Annotated in this window: 12 protein-coding genes; 10 read left to right on the top strand and 2 right to left on the bottom strand. The window is 64.5% G+C overall.

Annotated features, from left to right (window positions below):
• Positions 1-173: 173 nt before the first annotated feature.
• The gene (locus tag EEB15_RS02265; RefSeq protein ID WP_233259309.1) at positions 174-6,404 is read left to right on the top strand and encodes a PAS domain S-box protein; all 6,231 of its coding nucleotides are present in this window, start codon (positions 174-176) and stop codon (positions 6,402-6,404) included.
• Between the two features lie 59 nt (positions 6,405-6,463).
• Here EEB15_RS02265 and EEB15_RS02270 read toward each other — a convergent pair whose 3' ends face one another.
• On the bottom strand, positions 6,464-7,261 hold the full coding sequence (locus EEB15_RS02270; protein WP_141507893.1) for an IclR family transcriptional regulator: 798 nt from the start codon (positions 7,259-7,261) through the stop codon (positions 6,464-6,466).
• Positions 7,262-7,408: 147 nt separating this feature from the next.
• Between EEB15_RS02270 and EEB15_RS02275 the strand changes: the two genes are divergently transcribed.
• The 7 genes from EEB15_RS02275 to EEB15_RS02305 are packed head-to-tail and all read left to right on the top strand — an operon-like array spanning position 7,409 to position 15,341.
• On the top strand, positions 7,409-8,965 hold the full coding sequence (locus tag EEB15_RS02275) for an ABC transporter substrate-binding protein (RefSeq protein WP_141507894.1): 1,557 nt from the start codon (positions 7,409-7,411) through the stop codon (positions 8,963-8,965).
• A gap of 3 nt (positions 8,966-8,968) precedes the next feature.
• The gene (locus tag EEB15_RS02280) at positions 8,969-9,814 is read left to right on the top strand and encodes an alpha/beta hydrolase (protein ID WP_141507895.1); all 846 of its coding nucleotides are present in this window, start codon (positions 8,969-8,971) and stop codon (positions 9,812-9,814) included.
• Positions 9,811-11,451: a gamma-glutamyltransferase gene (gene ggt / locus EEB15_RS02285; RefSeq protein ID WP_141507896.1), complete on the top strand. Its 1,641-nt coding sequence runs from the start codon at positions 9,811-9,813 to the stop codon at positions 11,449-11,451. The genes EEB15_RS02280 and ggt overlap by 4 nt, the downstream gene beginning before the upstream one ends.
• Positions 11,448-12,422, top strand: a complete 975-nt coding sequence (locus EEB15_RS02290) for an ABC transporter permease (RefSeq protein WP_141507897.1) — start codon at positions 11,448-11,450, stop codon at positions 12,420-12,422. The genes ggt and EEB15_RS02290 overlap by 4 nt, the downstream gene beginning before the upstream one ends.
• Positions 12,423-12,439: 17 nt before the next feature.
• Positions 12,440-13,351 (top strand): ABC transporter permease, encoded by a 912-nt coding sequence (locus EEB15_RS02295; RefSeq protein WP_141507898.1) that lies wholly within the window; start codon positions 12,440-12,442, stop codon positions 13,349-13,351.
• On the top strand, positions 13,348-14,331 hold the full coding sequence (locus EEB15_RS02300; protein WP_141507899.1) for an ABC transporter ATP-binding protein: 984 nt from the start codon (positions 13,348-13,350) through the stop codon (positions 14,329-14,331). Before EEB15_RS02295 ends, EEB15_RS02300 begins: the two co-directional genes overlap by 4 nt.
• A complete protein-coding gene (locus EEB15_RS02305; RefSeq protein ID WP_141507900.1) occupies positions 14,328-15,341 on the top strand; it encodes an ABC transporter ATP-binding protein in 1,014 nt (337 codons plus the stop codon). Before EEB15_RS02300 ends, EEB15_RS02305 begins: the two co-directional genes overlap by 4 nt.
• 49 nt (positions 15,342-15,390) lie before the next feature.
• On the opposite strand, the gene EEB15_RS02310 is transcribed toward EEB15_RS02305, so the two are convergent.
• Positions 15,391-15,936, bottom strand: coding sequence for a MarR family winged helix-turn-helix transcriptional regulator (locus EEB15_RS02310; protein WP_141508023.1), 546 nt, complete (start codon positions 15,934-15,936; stop codon positions 15,391-15,393).
• A gap of 112 nt (positions 15,937-16,048) precedes the next feature.
• Here EEB15_RS02310 and EEB15_RS02315 point away from each other — a divergent pair, with 112 nt between their 5' ends.
• Both EEB15_RS02315 and EEB15_RS02320 read left to right on the top strand, forming a co-directional pair.
• Positions 16,049-16,849, top strand: coding sequence for an SDR family oxidoreductase (locus tag EEB15_RS02315; RefSeq protein WP_141508024.1), 801 nt, complete (start codon positions 16,049-16,051; stop codon positions 16,847-16,849).
• Between the two features lie 65 nt (positions 16,850-16,914).
• Positions 16,915-17,991 carry an alkene reductase gene (locus tag EEB15_RS02320; RefSeq protein ID WP_141507901.1) on the top strand — a complete coding sequence of 359 codons (1,077 nt, stop codon included), beginning with the start codon at positions 16,915-16,917 and terminating at the stop codon, positions 17,989-17,991.
• The last annotated feature ends 30 nt before the right edge of the window (positions 17,992-18,021 follow it).

The raw sequence follows: 18,021 nt of genomic DNA on the forward strand, positions 1-18,021 counted from the left end.
GGCAATAGTTGGCCAGCGCATGACGCTTGAGCCAGCCCTGCAGGTACTCCACCGCGACATGCCGTGACAAGAGGGGTGAAACTCATTAACCTAGTGAATCCAGGACCGAACGATGACATTGACGCCTGGATAACGTGCAGCGGTATCGATAGGCACTTGCATTGACTGCTGAGTTGACCCCTGAGGTCGTTCATCAAAGCCTGACCTCGCTGATCGTGCGCCTGCCCTTGGCCTCGGGGGAGAGCATTGTCCATAAGGCGCCACTCGGGCCGAACGCCATGGAGCGGCTGCGGCATGAGAGCCGCATGCTCGCGCGCTTGGCCGGCGTCGCGGGCGTGCCGCAACTGGTTGCCGTGGCCCATCCGCCCGACGTCATTGCGATGCAGGACTGCGGCGGCCCGACGCTGGCGCAGGCGATTCACGCCGAGCCGACTGCCCTGCCTTTGCTGCTCCAATTAGCGCTGCAGTTGGCGCAGGTCATCGCCGCGATGCACGAGCGCGGCGTATTGCACCGAGACATCAACCCGAACCATATCCTGCTGTGCGGCCCGCAGCAGCGGCCGGTATTGATCGATTTCGAGCTGGCCACCACAGTGGCCGATGGGCAACCCGGTTTCATCCACCATCGCGAGATTCCCGGCACCCTGGCCTATCTGGCGCCCGAGCAGACCGGGCGGACGGGCCGCAACGTGGACCAGCGGTCCGACTTGTATGCCTTGGGCGCGACGCTCTACGAAGCCGCGTGCGGCCGTCCTCCATTCGAGGCCTCGGACCCCCTGCAGTTGATACACGACCACTTGGCGAAGTTACCGACCCCGCCCGCCGAGTTGGAGCCCCGGGTGCCGCGGGCGCTGTCCGACATCATCCTGCGCCTGCTGGAAAAGGAGCCGGATCACCGTTACCAGAGCGCGGAAGGATTGGCTCATGATTTGACCCTGGCGATGCAAGCCCGCGCGCAGGGGAACGACGGGCCGCTTTCATTGGGTGAACGCGACTTTGCGTGGCGCCTGTCGCCTCCCTCTCGCCTGGTCGGCCGGGAAAGGGAGATCGCGGCGCTGCGCCGGTCCCTGGACGAGGCCATCGGAAACAGCGGCAGTGTCGTCTTCGTGGCGGGAGGGCCGGGGGTCGGAAAGACATCGCTGATCAACGAGTTGCGGCCGATGGTGGCGGCCCATCGCGGCTGGTTCGTGTCCGGAAAGTTCGACCAGTACCGCAGCGACGCTCCATCGGCCACCATTCAGGCCTTGCGGGCGCTGGGGCAATTGTTGCTGGCCGAACCGCAGATGGAACTGGCCAGGCAGCGCGAGCGCATTCTGGAGTTTCTTGGAACGAACGCAGGATTGATCACGGGCGGCTCGCCCGAGTTCGCTCTGTTGCTCGGGCCCCAGCCCGAAGTCATTGCTGTTGACCCAGTCCAGACAGCAACCCGGGCACTGCTCAGTATCCTGGATCTGCTGCGGGCGCTCGTTTCTCCTGACAGGCCGCTGGTGATGGTGCTCGACGACGTGCAGTGGGCGCACGGCATTTCGATCCGCTTCATCGACACCGTGCTGCATGCAGAGAAGATACCGGGCCTGCTATTGGTCTGCGCCTTTCGCGATGCCGAGGTGGAGGCGACTCACCCTCTTTCGGCCGCGCTGCCGCGTTGGGCCCGATTGGAACATGCGCCCGTCTTGCTGCGGCTTTCGAACCTTCCGCAAAGCGACCTGGGCGTGCTGTTGGCAGAGATGCTGAGAATGCCGATGGCTCAGGCCGCCCTGCTTGCGCAAGCCATAGAACCTCACACCGGCGGTAACCCCTACGACACAGTAGAGCTGCTTAACGCACTGCGACGTGAGGGCGCGCTGCTGGCGGGGCCTACGGGTTGGCGATGGGACGAGGCGAGGGTACGCAACTACATCGGGCAGGGTAGCGTGGTTGACCTGGTGAGCGCGCGCATCGACCGGTTGCCCCCAGAAGGCGCTGCGCTGGTCCAGGCCGTGGCGTGTCTGGGCGGCGAAGTGGCATTGAGCCTGCTTCGAACAGCAACGGGTGTGCCGGCCTCAATGTTGGACGAGCAACTGGCAGCGCCGCTTGAAGACGGGCTCTTGATATCGCAGGCGGGAGATGACGGCCCCCTGCGCTTGCGGCACGACCGGGTACAGCAGGCTGCATATGACGCTCTGCGGCCGGCCCAGCGTCTTTCCATGCACCTGAGTTTCGCGCGGCGGCTCGCTCCCTGGCCCGCCTTCAGAGCGCAAGCGGCGGCACAGTACCTCACGGCCATCGCAGCGGTTCATGCTCCAGACGAACGCCGCATTGTGGCGCGCCTCTTGCACGAACAGGCTATCCAGACACGCCGCCTCACCAACTACGTGACGGTGGAGCGCTATTTGACTGCGGCGATCAGGCTGCTCGATGGACTGGATAACGCAGCGGACCGGGAGTTGCGTGCGGTGCTGGAGATCGAGCAACATGCCGCGCTGTACAGCCTGGGGCGTCTCGAGGAAGCCGATGCGGTCTACCGCTCGATAGAGAGCCGTGGCGGTGATGCTCTGGACCTGGTTGAGCCTACCTGCGTGCAGGTGAGCAGCTTGACCAACCGCAAACGTCCCCGAGACGCGGTGAATCTCGGCCTGACGCTATTGCGCCAGCTGGGGCTGGACGTACCGATTGAAGACATGGGTGCCAACGTAGCGGCCCGGCTGGACGCCTTTTGCCGATGGGTCGAACAAGACACCCTGGAAGAGGACCTGAAGAAGATTGAAACCCACGATCGCCGGGTGATTCTCACGGCGAAACTCATCGCACGCCTGGTGTCGCCGGCGGTGTTTTGCGATCAGATGGTGCTGGCTTGGCTGACGATGGAAAGTCAGCGGCTGTGGACGGAGACCGGCCCTTCCGCGGCGGCGATGGGCCTGATGGGTTGCACGCCCTTCGTCTCCATCTCATTGCGGCAGGACTACCGGGCCGGCTACAACGCCGTACGCCGCGTGCTGGCCGTGGGCCGAGCGCGTGGTTATGAGGCGGCAACATCCATGGCCTTGTTCCGATTTGCGACGTATTGCGCCCACTGGTTCGAGCCACTCGAAAACACCGTTCCACTTTTACGAGAATCCAGGGAGGGGCTGTTGCGGGCAGGCGATCTCCAACTGGCTTGCTTGACCCATTACACAGCGGTCAAGGTGCTTTTTGATTGCGCGCCGACTCTCGAAGAAGTTGACAGCGAGATCGAGTCCGGACTGGGCTTTGCGGCGCGCACAGGCAACGATCACGCCAACGCGGTGATTCTTCCTCACCGGCAATTGGTGAATGCCTTGCGCGCCGAGATGCCGCCAACCGGTCACTTTACTGACGTCTGTTTCGACGAAGCCACGCGTCTCAAATGCATGGGCGCCGGACCCGCCGCGGCCTCCAACTTTCACATTTTCAACGCGCTCGGGTGTGTCCTGTTTTCGGACATGCCGGGACTCACGCAGCACGTGGCCGCGGGCTTGCAGGTACTGCCCTATCAGCACAGCATGTACGCGGTTGCGCTGGCGCATTTCTTGCGGGCAATGGCCTTGGCTGAACGGGTCAAGGCGGCCGGGCCCGGTGAGCGAAGTGAACTGCTTGGCGAACTGGAGCATTGCCATCGTTGGCTGGCTCTGCGAGCGGCCGATTGCCCCACCAATTTCCTGCACCTCCTCAAGCTGGTCGAGGCAGAGCGCGCCTGGAGCGTTGGCGATCCATGGAGTGCCGCTTGCGCCTTCGACGCCGCAGTGCGCGAGAGCGAGGCGAGCCGGCGGCCGTGGCATGCGGCGCTGATCAGCGAACGCGCGGGATTGTTCCACATGGCCCAAGGGCAGGAACACGCCGCCACGCAACTTCTGGGGAGAGCGTGTAGCCAGTACAGCGCCTGGGGAGCCAGTGCGAAGGTTCGGCAGCTTGAGCAAACTCATGCATTCTTGCAGGGAAAACACCCGACCAAGAGCGGGCCTGATCCAGACAGCCGCACCTATTCCGCCGATTCCATTGACGCGCTGGCGTTGCTGCGCGCTTCGCAAGCCCTCAGCTCCGAAACCAGCCTGGCACAGCTCAAGGCCAGGGTGGTCGAGTTGCTGCGCACGCTGACAGGCGCCACGGCGGTGCAGTTCGTCCACTGGAGCGAAGACGCCAAGGGCTGGTTGGTGTCCGACCCACACGATCACACTTTGATCCGCGTCGAGGAAGCAGGCCGCCGCGGGCTGTTGCCGCTTTCGGCCTTCCGCTACGCTGAGCGCACCCGCGAGCCACTGGCGGTGGATGACGCGAGGCGCGACGACCGCTTCGCGCGCGACCCCTATGTGGAGAAGCTGAGCTGCTGCTCCCTGCTGATCGTGCCCATCCTGAACCAGGGCGTTTTGCGCGCCATACTGCTGCTGGAAAACCAGCTCAGCCGCAGCGCTTTCCTGGCCGACCGGCTGGAGGCAGTGATGCTCATCGCTGGACAGCTTGCAGTCTCGCTGGAGAACGCGTTGCTGTACGGAAACCTGGACATGCTGGCCCAACAGCGGCAGCTGGCCCTGGACGCGGCGCGCATGGGGTCGTGGCATTACGACGCATTGACCGGGTCGAGCCGCTGTGACAAACGCTTCAGCGAAATCTATGGCGTTGACGCCAATGAACTGACGCACGAGCAGATCAGCGAACGCCTGCATCCGGAAGATGCTCCGGCGCTTTGGGCCGCGGTGGCGGCCGCGCTGGATCCGGAAGACCCCAAGCCTTATGCAATCGAATATCGCGTCAACCGTCTCGACGGCGAAATGCGTTGGGTCGAGGCGCACGGGCTGGCGGTTTTCGAGGAAGACGCCCAGGGCAGGCGCCGGGCCACCAGCATGGTTGGAACCGTGGCCGATATCACTGAGCGCAAGCGCGCCGAACAGGTGCTTCGGGACAACCAGCAGCTGCTGCAAAGCACGATGGAACACTTTCCTACCGAAATTGCGTACAAGGACAGCGAAGGCCGCTACCTGGACGTGAACAGCGCGGTCGAGAAAGTGGTGGGCATGTCCAGGGACCAGCTGCGCGGCCTGACCGCCTACGACGTGATGCCCGAGGAGGCGGCCGACGTTCTGAGGCAGCGCGATGTCGAGGTCATGCGGTCCAGGCGCGCAACGCAGGAGGAGAAGACCAGGCAGCTGCCCACCGGTACTTACATCTACTTTGACACCAGCTTCCCCTTGATCGACGCGCAGGGGCAGGTTTACGGCACCGGTCACATTTCGCACGACATCACGAGCTTGAAACGTGCCGAGGTCGCCCTTCATGCGCTGAACGAGCAGCTGCGCGAGGCCGACCGGAGAAAGGACGAATTCCTGGCCATGCTGGCGCACGAGCTGCGCAACCCTCTCTCGGCCATTTGCACCGCAGCCGAAGTCATCCGTCTGCGCGAACCGGCCGACTCCGCGATACAGCGCGCCCGTGGCGTGGTCCAGCGCCAGGTGTTGCATTTGAGTCGATTGGTCGACGACCTGCTGGATGTGTCGCGTATCACCAGAGGCAATGTACAGCTGCGCCAAGAGACGCTGGATCTGGGCGATGTCGCTATGGGCGCGGCCGGTTCGCTCACGTCGGCACTGCAAGCGGCCGGCCTGACTTTGGAGCCGCGCATCGGACGGCCACCGCCGGTCGTGCGCGGCGATGCCACCCGGCTGGCGCAGTGCATCCTCAACCTGCTGGACAACGCGTTGAAGTTCACGCCGCGCGGTGGCCGCATCATCCTGCGGGTTCTGCAAGAGGGGCCGCTGGCCGTCGTAGAAGTGTCGGACAGCGGCATCGGGCTCATCCCCGCCAGCCTGGAGAGAATCTTCGAGCCGTTCGTGCAGGAGCAGCCCAGCGGATGGAACGGCAATAGCGGGCTGGGCGTTGGCCTGGCACTGACGAGAAAGCTGGTAGAGCTCCACGGTGGCACCATCCGGGCTGCAAGCGAGGGGCTCGGCCACGGCAGCGTCTTTCGCATCGAGCTCCCCATTGCCGACGCCGCGTTGCTCTCGCATTCGCAAGAACCGATTGCAGCGCTGGAGGGGGCGGGCGTGCGCGTCCTGGTGGTGGATGACAACGCCGACGCGGCCGAGATGCTGAGCCAAATGCTCGTTATGAGCGGCTTCGACTGCACCGTCGCGTACGATGGTGAGCAGGCCCTGTGCAAGGCCGAGCTGCTCCTCCCCGATGCGGCCCTGCTGGACATTGGCCTGCCCGATTTCGACGGTTATGAACTGTGTCGCCGTATCAGGCGCGCCAGCTTGAAAAAGCAACCGGTTCTGATCGCGTTGACCGGTTGGGGCCAGGACAAGGACAAGGAGCAGGCGGTCGCCGCCGGCTTCGATGGCCATCTGACCAAGCCCGCCGATCCCGGCAAAGTGGAAGCCTTACTTGCCAAATTGCTGGCGCAGCCAGCCAGGTAAGACCGAGAAGATCGACGCTAGGCCCTAGCTGCGCGACTTTTGCGCGACTCTTGCTCCGGTCACGGCGGGGGCCAGTCGCCGCGGTATCCAAGCTTCGTCGACAATTTTTTGGCTGCATCGGTGACGGCGACGATCGACTGTTCGACCATCGCCTCGGGGACCCGATTCTCGGGCGCCGACATGTTGATCGCCGCATGGAGCTTGCCGCCGGGCCCGAACACGGGGGCCGACACTGAAATCAGGTCGTCGCTCACCTCACCGCGGCTGACGTCGTAGCCATCGGTGCGAATGCGCGCCAGCCTCGCGCGCAAATCGTCGGCCGATGTGGGCTTGTTCTTCTTCAAGGCATCGAGCGGCCCGGTGATGATCGTTTCGCGCAGCTGCGGATCGCTGAATGCGAGCAGGATCTTGCTCGAACCCGTGTACAGCGGGCGCCGGCGCCCCAGGCGTGCGCTGACCTTGATGGTCCTGTTGGGCTCCCAGATGGCGACGCAAACCGACTGAAGCCCGTCGAGCACGCGCACCTGCGTGGTTTCGTGGACCTTCTCGCCGAGCTCCGCCAGAACCGGTGTCGCCATCGCCACGAGGTTGATCTGCACGGTCGCGGCACCGCCCAGCGTCAACATCATGTAGCCGAGCCGGTAGGTTCGCCCGGGCTCCCCGCAGGTGATCAGCCCCCGGCCTTCGAGCGTCTTGATGAGGCGGAACACACGAGCCTTCCCCAACCCGGCGCGCCGCGCGATTTCGGACAAACCGAGGTCCGGTTCGTTGGCCACGATCTGAAGCAAGGTCACAGCGGCGTCGACCGATTCGACGGTGTATTTGGCCTGCTCAGCGGCGTAATTTGGTGATTCCATAGGCAAATCTTAACCCTGAATGACTGTTTTGTTTTGTCTATCGAACCGACAGTTCGACTGAGTTGACGCGGCCGAAATTTTCGCCGATGCTTACGTGCACTTGATGGAGCTTTCAAATTGGAAAATGCATATCTCCGGCGTGATTGGATGAAGATGGCTGCGGGCATGGCGCTGCTGCCTGGCGCGGCAACCGTCGCTTGGGCGCAGCCCGTCAAGCGCCTGCGCATCGGCTTGGCCGCGCCCAATACGACGATCGATCCTCACCTGCAAAGCAATGCGCCCAACAACGCATTGGCGACGCACATCTTCGATTCGCTCGTGGTCAACGACGAAGCGTCGCGTTCCAAACCGGGACTCGCGTCTTCGTGGAAAACCATCGACGAGACCCATTGGGAATTCACGATGCGACCCGGCATCAAGTTCTCCGACGGCACGCCGTTCAGCGCCGAGGACGTGAAGGTATCGATCAATCGCGCGGGGACGATCCCGAGCGTCGCGTCGTTCCGCACTTACACGCGCTCGGTCAAGAGCATCACCGCGTCGGGCAACAAACTGATTTTCGAAACCACGGCGCCGGACCCGCTGCTTCCCAACTCGCTGAGCCGCATCCGCATCATCAGCGCGAAACACAAGGACACGCCCAGCGCGGAATTCAACGCAGGCCGGGCCGCGATCGGTACCGGGCCGTATGTCCTCAAGGAATACGTGCCGGGCAGCCACGTCCTGCTGGTGCGCAATGAATCGTACTGGGGCGAGAAGAGCCCGTGGCCCGAAGTGCAACTTCGCATCGTCACCGATGCGGGCGCCCGCGTCGCGAACCTCCTGTCCGGCGAGCTCGACCTGATCGACGAGGTCCCGTATGAAGCGCTGGAGCGCATCAAGGGCGACAAGCGCTTCCACCTGATCACCGGCATCTCGAGCCGGGTGGTCTACCTGGCCTTCGACCAGAGCCGGGACGTGACGCCGTTTGCGTTCGACCTGAACGGAAAGCCGCTGCCGAAGAACCCGTTCAAGGACCCTCGCGTACGCCAGGCCATCGATCTGGCGATCAGCCGGCGCGCCATCGTCGACCGCGTGATGGAGGGCAATGCGGTGCTGGCGGCGCAGTTCTTGCCCAAGGGATCATTCGGTACTTCGCCCAAGATCGAACCCGCCTTGTACGACCCCAACAAGGCGCGGGCGCTGCTTGCCGAAGCGGGCTTCCCCAACGGTTTCAAGCTGACGATCCACGGCCCGAACAACCGCTACGTCAACGATGCCAAGATCGTGCAGGCCGTCGCGCAGATGCTCACCCGCGTGGGCATTGCCACCACGGTGGAAGTCATGCCGTGGTCGGTCTACGCAGGGAAAAGCGCGAACGCGGAATTCAGCTTCTGCCTGGGTTCGTGGGGCGTCAACACAGGCGAGACCTCCAACCCGCTCGTGGCCCTCGTGACAACCTTCAACAAGGAAGGCGGCACCGGCGCCAGCAACATGGGCCGCTACTCGAACCCGCAACTGGACGCGAAGGTGATGGAAGCCACGCGGACGATCGACAACGCCAAGCGCGGACAACTGCTGGCGGATGCGAGCGAAATCGTGTTCACCGATCGCGCCCTCCTGCCGCTGCATTTCGAAAAGGGCCTGTGGGCTGCGCGCAAGGAACTGGGCTACGTGGCGCGTGCGGACCAGTACACCCTGGCGATGAGCGTGAAGAAGACCTGAAGGATGAACACGGCAACTTCGGACCGCGGCCGGGCGACCTACGATCTGGGCCCGACGGCCATCTTCGCATCGCGCGTCGACCCGCGCTTTCACTACTGCCTCTACGTGCCGCCTCAGGTGGACGAGGGCGTTCCAGTCGAGCTGCTCGTGGCCATGCACGGTTCGGGCCGCACTTCGTTCATGGACTTCCGCGACGGCTTTGCCGACTTCGGCCGGTGGAACAACTGCGCGATCCTCTGTCCGATCTTCCCGATCGGCGTGTTCGGCGACGGCAAGCGCAACGGCTACAAGTACATGGCCGAGCGAGACGTGCGCTATGACGAGATCGTGCTCGGCATGGTCGACGAACTGGCCGCCAAGTACAGGCAGGACTGGTCGCGTTTCGCCATCTTCGGCTACTCCGGCGGCGGTCATTTCGCGCATCGTTTTGCGATCCTGCATCCGGACAAGCTCTGGGCGGCGTCGATCGGCGCACCCGGGTCGGTCACGCTGCTCGACGCCGACAAGGACTGGTGGGTCGGCATCCGCGATCTCTCGGCGAGGTTCGGCATCACGTTCGACGCAGCCGCGCTGGCGAAGGTGCCGGTGCAGATGATCGTCGGCGACGCCGATCTCGAGACGTGGGAGATCACGCACAAGGAAGGCGGCGAACACTGGTTGCCGGGGGCCAACGATGCCGGCGCCACGCGCCCCGAACGCCTCGCGACGCTCAAGGCATCGTTCGAGCGCGCGGGAGTCAACGTGCGCTTCGATTTGCTGCCCGGCGTGAGCCATGACCGGATGAAGACGCTCGCGCCGGTGCAGGACTTCCTCGCCTCGGTGCTCACGATGCGGCGGGGCCAGCGATGAGAAACGGGATGGTCGTCGCGCCGCAGCCCGAAGCGGCGGAGGCGGGCGCCGCCGTCCTGGAGCGCGGCGGCAACGCGATCGACGCGGCCATCGCCTGCGCGTTCATGCAGGGCGTCGTCGATCCGATGATGTCGGGCATCGGCGGCTTCGGCTCGATGCAGGTGTACATGCCGGGCAAGGGCGTGCACGAGATCGTCGAGTTCTATGCGAAGGCGCCGCTCGCGGTAACGCCCGAGATGTGGGAACACAAGGTGCAGGGCCAGACGCGCGACGGCTTCGCCTTCCTCGTCGAAAACCACATCAATGAAATCGGCCACCTGGCGGTGTGCACGCCGGGCAGCCTCAAAGGCTACGAGTACGCGCTCTCGCGCTACGGAACCATCGCCTGGAAGGACGCCATCGCCCCGGCAGTGGCACAGGCACGGCGCGGGTTCATGGTCCGCCCGCACGTGCACTGGTTCTGGTCGCAAGACCAAGCCGGCTCGGGCCAGATCAACACGGCGGACAAGCTGCGCTACAGCGCGACGGGCAGGAAGCTGTTCTTTCGCCAGGACGGCACGGTGAAGCAGCCGGGCGACATGGTCGTCAATGGCGAACTCGCCGACACGCTGGAACGCATTGCCCAATCCGGCGGCTCCGACATCTTCTACCGGGGTGACATCGCGCGTGTCATCGCGGCCGACATGGCGGCGAACGGCGGCTTGATCGGCCACGAGGACCTCGACACCTACGAACTCTCGGTGGCGCCGCCGTTGTGGGGCTCGTACCGCGGACGCCGCATCGCCACCAGTGGGCCACCGGCGAGCGGGATGTCGATGCTGCAAGTGCTGCACATCATGGAGAACTTCGACGTTGGCGCGCTGAAGCACAGCGGCACGGACCATGTGCGGCTGCTCGCCGAAGCCATGAAGTACATGACGATCGACAAGGACCAGCACATGGGAGATCCGGCCTACGTCGACGTGCCGGTCGAGCGGCTCACATCGAAGGCCTACGCAGAAGGACTCGCGGCGCGCATGCGCCGCGGCGAGCGCGCGGTGGTCAAGCGGCTGGGCCAGCCTTCGAGCCGCGACACGACACAGGTTTCGGTGGTCGACAGGCATGGCAATGCAGTGTCGATGACGCACACCCTCGGCAGCCCGTCGGGAGCGATTCCCGACGGCCTGGGGTTCATGCACAACGGAACCATGAGCCGCTTCGATCCGCGGCCGGGCCGCGCGGCCTCGCTCGCGCCCGGCAAGCGACGCGCGAGCTCCGCCGCGCCCACCATCGTCTTCGAAGGCGAGACGCCGCGCATCGTGATCGGCGCGCCCGGCGGCAGCTACATCGCTCCGGCGATCGCGCAGGGGATCATGAACGTGATCGACTTCGACATGTCGATGAGCGATGCGGTGGCCGCGCCGCGAGTCGTGGCCGTGTCGGATTCGATCGACGTGTCGAACCGAATCGCGATCCGCGTGACCGATGAACTGCAGGCACTGGGCTACGACGTCAAGCGGTCGTCGCAGAGTTATGCGTTCGCGGCGCTGCACGGCATCGCGATCGACAACGACACGTGCCGCGGCGGCGCGGATCCGCAGCGCGATGGTCTCGCGGTGTCCGTACCGGCAGAGCCGCCGAAGGCAGCGAAGCCATGACCGGCTGGCTGTTTCGCCGGATGCTTCAGGCGTTGCTCGTCGTGATCGCGATGACGGTGATCGTGTTCGCCGCGATCAACGTGATCGGCGATCCGGTGGCGATCCTCGTGGCGCCCGACGCCGACCAGGCCGAGCGCACGCGGGTCATCGCCTCGCTGGGCCTCGACCAGCCCCTGTGGCGGCAATACTTCACGTTCATCGGCGGCGCATTGCGCGGCGACATGGGCAAGAGCTTCGTGTTCGGCGAGCCCGCGCTCCAGGTGATCCTGCAGCGCATGCCGGCCACGCTCGAGCTCGCCATCAGTGCCATGGTGCTGGCGATCCTGATCGGCATTCCGTGCGGCCTTTACGCGGGCCTGCGACCCGATTCACCGGTTTCCAAGACGCTCATGGCGGGATCGATCCTGGGCTTTTCCTTGCCCTCGTTCTGGGTGGGCCTGCTGCTGATCATGGTGTTCGCGGTGCAATTCGGCGTGCTGCCGGCCAGCGGCCGCGGTGAAACGCGCGAGCTGTTCGGCATCCAGTGGTCGTTCTTCACCGAGGACGGTTTGAAGCACCTCTTGCTGCCCGCATTGAATCTCGCGCTGTTCAAGATCTCGCTGGTGATGCGCCTCGTGCGAGCCGGCGTGCGCGAAGTGATGCCGCAGGAGTTCATCAAGTTCGCGCGCGCCAAGGGGCTGACCGAGACGCGGGTCATCGGTGTGCACGTGCTCAAGAACCTGCTGATCCCGGTGGTGACCGTGATCGGGCTCGAATTCGGCTCGGTGATCGCGTTTTCGGTGGTGACGGAAAGCATCTTCGCGTGGCCGGGCATGGGCAAGCTCATCATCGAAAGCATCAACCACCTCGATCGGCCGATGGTGGTCGCCTACCTCATGATCGTCGTGCTGCTGTTCGTCACGATCAATCTCGTGGTCGATTTCCTGTACACATTGCTCGATCCGCGCGTGCGGATCGACGCCGGCAACTGAAAAAAGACGGAAAAACCATGGCGTCCTCAACCTCCGCACTCGCGATCCGCCCGGACATCGAGACGCCCTTGCGGCGCATCGTCCGCGAATTCGCAACTTCTCGCATGGCCATGGCCGGACTGGTGCTGCTGGTGCTGATCGTGGCGATCGCCCTGTTCGCGCCGGTGCTCGCGCCGCAGAATCCGTACGACCTCAATCAGATCGACATCATGGACGGCCGCCTGCCGCCGGGCTCGCATTCGTTGTCGGGCCAACTCTTTGTGCTCGGCACCGACGACCAGGGCCGCGACATGCTGTCGGGAATCATGTATGGCTTGCGCATCTCGCTGAGCGTGGGGGTGGCTTCGGCCCTCGTCGCCGCGATGATCGGCGCATCGCTCGGCTTGATCGCGGCCTATGCCGGCGGCCGGATCGAAAGCGCGATCATGCGCCTGGTCGACCTGCAGCTCTCGTTCCCGTCGATCCTCGTCGCGCTGATGATCCTCGCGTTCCTCGGCAAGGGGGTGGTGAACGTCGTCATCGCGCTGATCATCGTCGAATGGGCGACCTACGCGCGGACCGCGCGGGCCACGGCTTTGGTGGAGCGTCGCAAGGAATACATCGAGGCGGCCGAGTGCCTCGCACTTTCGAGCCGGCGCGTGATCTTCAGGCACTTGCTGCCCAATTGCCTGCCGCCGCTGATCGTGATCGCCACCGTGCAGGTGGCGCGCGCCATCGCGCTCGAAGCCACGCTGTCGTTCCTCGGCCTCGGTGTTCCGGTGACCGAACCCAGCCTGGGGTTGCTGATCGCCAACGGCTACCAGTACATGCTCTCCGGCAAGTTCTGGATCAGTTTTTACCCGGGCATCGCGCTCTTGATCGCAATCGTGTCGATCAACCTGGTCGGCGACCAGCTGCGCGACGTGCTCAATCCGCGGGCCCACTCATGAGCGCGGCCGAAGAGACGGTGCTCGAGGTGCGGGGCCTGCGCACCTGGTTCCCGAGCCGGCAGGGCGAGATCAAGTCGGTCGACGGCATCTCGTTCAGCGTGAAGAAGGGCAAGGTGCTGGGGCTCGTGGGGGAGTCCGGGTCCGGCAAGTCGATCACAGGTTTCTCGATCATGGGCTTGCTCGAGCCGCCGGGGCGCATCGTCGAGGGACAAATCCTCTACAAGGGACAGGACCTCGCAGTGCTCGACCGCGAAGCGATGCGGCGCCTGCGCGGCCGGCACATCGCCATGATCTTCCAGGATCCGATGATGACGCTCAATCCCGTCCTGCGTGTCGACACCCAGATGGTCGAGGCGCTCAAGGCACACGAGCGGATTTCGACCACCGATGCCTGGAATCGCGCTTGCGGCGTGCTGGGCACAATGGGCATTCCCAGTCCGCAGGAACGGATGTCGGCCTACCCGCACCAGCTGTCGGGCGGGATGCGGCAACGGGTGGCGATTGCGATCGCCTTGTTGCACAAGCCTGAGCTCCTGATCGCCGACGAACCTACCACGGCACTCGACGTGACGATCCAGGCGCAAATTCTTGCGGAAGTCCAGAAGCTGGCGCGTGAGCAGGAGATGGCCTTGATCTGGATCACGCACGATCTTTCGGTCGTCTCGCGCCTGGCCGATGACCTGGCCGTGATGTACGCCGGCAGGATCGTCGAGTACGGGGCGGTGGCCGACGTCGTCGATCGGCCGCGCCATCCCTACACCGCCGGCCTGATCGATTCGGTGCCGAGCCGCAATGCCATCGGCACCCGGCTGCGCCAGATTCCCGGCACCACGCCCAGCATCCTCGACCTGCCCGAAGGCTGCTCTTTCCGCACAAGGTGCGCGCGCGCTGACGATGCCTGCCTGAAGATGCCCGATCTCGCAGCCGCGGGGCGCCAGGCCTACCGGTGTTTCCATCCCGTCGAGGTGCCCGCAGCATGACGACCGAAACGACCCGTGTGCCCGTCGTCGAACTCAAACAGGTGTCGCGCCGCTTCGGCGCGACGCCGGATGCGCTGGGCCGGTTGGCGGTGCGCATGGGTTTGAGCAAGCCGCCGCCCGTCGTGCGGGCCGTCGATCGGGTGGACCTGTCGGTCTACAAGGGCGAGGTCGTGGGGCTCGTCGGTGAATCCGGCTGCGGCAAGTCGACGCTGGGGCGCATGGTCGCCGGCCTGTTGCCCGTTTCCGATGGCGATGTCTTCTGGAACGGGCGCGACGTGGCATCGCTCGATGCCGAAGAAAGGCGCAAGGGCAGCCTGCAATTGCAGATGGTGTTCCAGAATCCGTTTGCCTCCTTGAATCCCCGCATGCCCGTCTCGGAAATCGTCGGTGAAGCGCCGCGGGTGCACAACCTGACAAAGGGAATCGACCACGACGCCTACGTCGACGAGCAACTGCGTCGCGCGGGCCTCGATCCAGCGTTGAAGGGGCGGTACGCGCACCAGTTCTCGGGTGGCCAGCGGCAACGCATCGGCATCGCCCGCGCGCTGGCCGTGAACCCCGATTTCCTCGTGTGCGACGAAGCGGTGGCCGCGCTCGACGTGTCGATCCAGGCGCAGATCCTGAACCTGTTCCTCGACCTGCGCGAGCAATTGGCCCTCACTTACCTGTTCATCAGCCACGATCTGGGCGTGGTGCGGCACCTGTCCGACCGCGTGGCCATCATGTACCTCGGGCGTATCGTTGAAGAGGCGCCGGCGGCCGAAGTGTTTTCGCGGCCCAACCATCCCTACACGCAGGCGCTGCTCGAGGAAATGCCGCGTATCGACACGCAACAGCGCGACTTCCCGGCGTTGAAAGGCGAGTTGCCGAGCCCGTTGAATCCGCCGACGGGATGTCACTTCCATCCAAGGTGTCCGCACGCCTTCGAGCGCTGCACGATCGAAGCGCCACAGGTGAAGTTCGTGGCGCCTGGGCACCGCTCGGCGTGCCATCTGAATGACCAGATCTGAGAGGGTTTGCGTTTACCCCTTCAAGCCAGGCCCGGCGTAGCGAGCAATGTCAACTTCCAGGGAGGTGGTCGATCTCCGACTTGTACGCGGCCAAAAACGCGTCGGAAGCCACCTGGTCGGCCAGGGCCCTCAAGCTCGCAGCCGAGGCTGGGCCCAGAACGGCTTCCACTCGGTCGTTTGCCGCGGCCCAGAGCACCATGGCTTCTGAAAGCCGGGCCTTGCCCAGCGGGGTGAGAACGCCACGTTTGGTTCGCCGGTCCTGGGCGTCCTGGCGCAACTCGACGATTCCATCGCGCACCAGCGGCCTTAGCGCATGGGTCAGGGCCGAAAGCTGGATAGCGAGGCGGGTTGCCAGATCCTGCAGCGTCGGCCCTTGCTGATCGGCGCCCATCAGGCTATGAATTTTCACCATGAGGCCGACCTGCGTGGACTTGAGGTTCACCGGCGCCAGCGCTTCGTCGTACAGCTGGCCAAGTCTGCGGGCCGCGAGGCGCAATGCTGTGTTCGTACAGACCCGTTCGCCCAACGTGCCCGGGTCAAACGTAGGACTGTCCAGACTGGACTCCGCATCGGCAAGATTCTTGGTAATTCCCATACGCTGTAAATGGTTGAGTACTGTCACCTTCAACGGCTCGCAGGCCATCAGCCGTACATTTGAGCCCTCAACCTTTTTAGTTGAGCACTCAATTTTATCGGGAAACCTGCCAATGAATAGCCCCAGCCCCAAGAAAGTCGCCCTTGTCACAGGGGCTTCGTCCGGCATCGGAGCCGTGTATGCGGACCGCCTCGCTGCGCGCGGATACGACCTCATCCTCGTCGCCCGGCGCGCTGATCGCCTGGAGGCCCTCTGCGCCCAGGTCTCAAAGACGCACCGTGTCAAAGCCGAACCGATCATGGCCGACCTGACCCAAGACCAGGACCTGGCGCGGATCGAGACGATTCTGTCCACGAATGGCGACGTGCGCGTCCTGGTGAACAACGCCGGTCTTGCGCGCCTGGCGCCAGCCGCCCAGATGCCTGCCAACGACGTGGCCTCCCAGATTGCCCTCAACATCACGGCGCTGACGCGCCTGACGCAAGCCGTGGTGCCCGCGTTCGTCGCGAGGAACCAGGGATTGATCATCAACATCTCGTCCGCCTTGGCCATCCAGTCGCTGCCAATCAGCGCTACCTACAGCGGCACCAAGGCCTTCGTCTTGCAATACACGACCGGCCTGCAGCAAGAACTCGCCGAGACCGGGGTGAAGGTTCAGCTGGTCCTTCCGGCATCGACGGCTACCGAAATCTGGGATTTGTCGGGCGTCCCGCTGGCGGCCCTCAACAAGGAGTCCTTGATGACGACCGAGAACATGGTCGACGCGGCGCTCGCGGGCTTCGACCAAGGCGAAACGATCACGTGGCCGTCAGTTGCCGATGCAAGCCTGTGGGAAAAGTACGAGGTAGCTCGCGCCAATCTGTTTGCGAACACCCAGGCTGGAAAGCCAGCTCCCCGCTACGCGATCGCCTGAGTCAGCCGGTTGACCCTGCCGGCACTGCATTCCTCTTTCTCCATTCCATTTCCCAAGGACAGCCCATGCTTTTCGAGTCTTTCTCCCTGCGTTCCACCCAGCTCAGCAACCGCGCCGTGATGTCGCCGCTCACGCGCAGCCGCGCGGTCGACAACAACACGCCCAACGCCCTCATGGCCACCTACTACGGCCAGCGTGCGAGTGCCGGCCTCATCATCACCGAGGGAACGTCTCCGTCGCCCAACGGCTTGGGCTACGCCCGCATCCCGGGCCTGTTCAATGACGCCCACGTGCAAGGCTGGAAGCTCGTCACGGACGCGGTGCATGCCAAGGGCGGCAAGATCGTCGTGCAGCTGATGCACACCGGCCGCGTGGCCCACCAAGCCAACCTGCCCGTCGGCGCCGAAGTGCTGAGCCCGTCCTCCGACACATGCCCCGGCGAGATGTGGACCGATAGTCAAGGCATGCAGCCGCACACGCCGCCGCGCGCCATGACCGAGGCCGACATCCAGGCCGCGATCGGCGAATACGCAACGGCCGCGAGACTCGCCATCCAAGCGGGCTTTGACGGCATCGAGCTGCACGCGGCCAACGGCTACCTGCTCGAGCAATTCCTCAACGCGAACATCAACCGCCGCACCGATGGCTACGGCGGCACGGCCCAGGGGCGCAACCGGCTGATTCTCGAGGTCGCCCGTGCTGCGGTGAAGGAGATCGGCGCGGAACGCGTCGGCATCCGCCTGTCGCCCCATGGTGTGTTCAACGGCGCCGGCGCATTCGAAGGCGTGGACGATCAGTACGTGGCGCTGGTGAAGGAACTCTCCACCCTCGGCCTCATGTACGTTCACGTGCTGGACCACTCGGCGATGGGCACCCCGCCTGTCCCGGCGAAGCTGAAGACCGATCTGAAGGCTGCGTTTGACGGCCCCTTCATCCTTGCCGGTGGCCTCGACAAGGCAGGCGCACAACAAGCGCTGAGCGAAGGCCGCGCCGACCTGGTTGCCATGGGCAAGGCGTTCCTCGCCAATCCTGATCTGGTCGAGCGCATGCGCCTGGACGCGCCGTTGAACGCTCCTGCGGCCGACACGTTTTACACCCCCGGCGCCAAGGGCTACACGGACTATCCGACGCTCGCCGGCTAAGCGTCAACCGAAGCCGGCCGTTGCACAAGG

The sequence above is a fragment of the Ramlibacter sp. WS9 genome (genome assembly GCF_003797765.1).
Taxonomy (GTDB): domain Bacteria; phylum Pseudomonadota; class Gammaproteobacteria; order Burkholderiales; family Burkholderiaceae_C; genus Ramlibacter.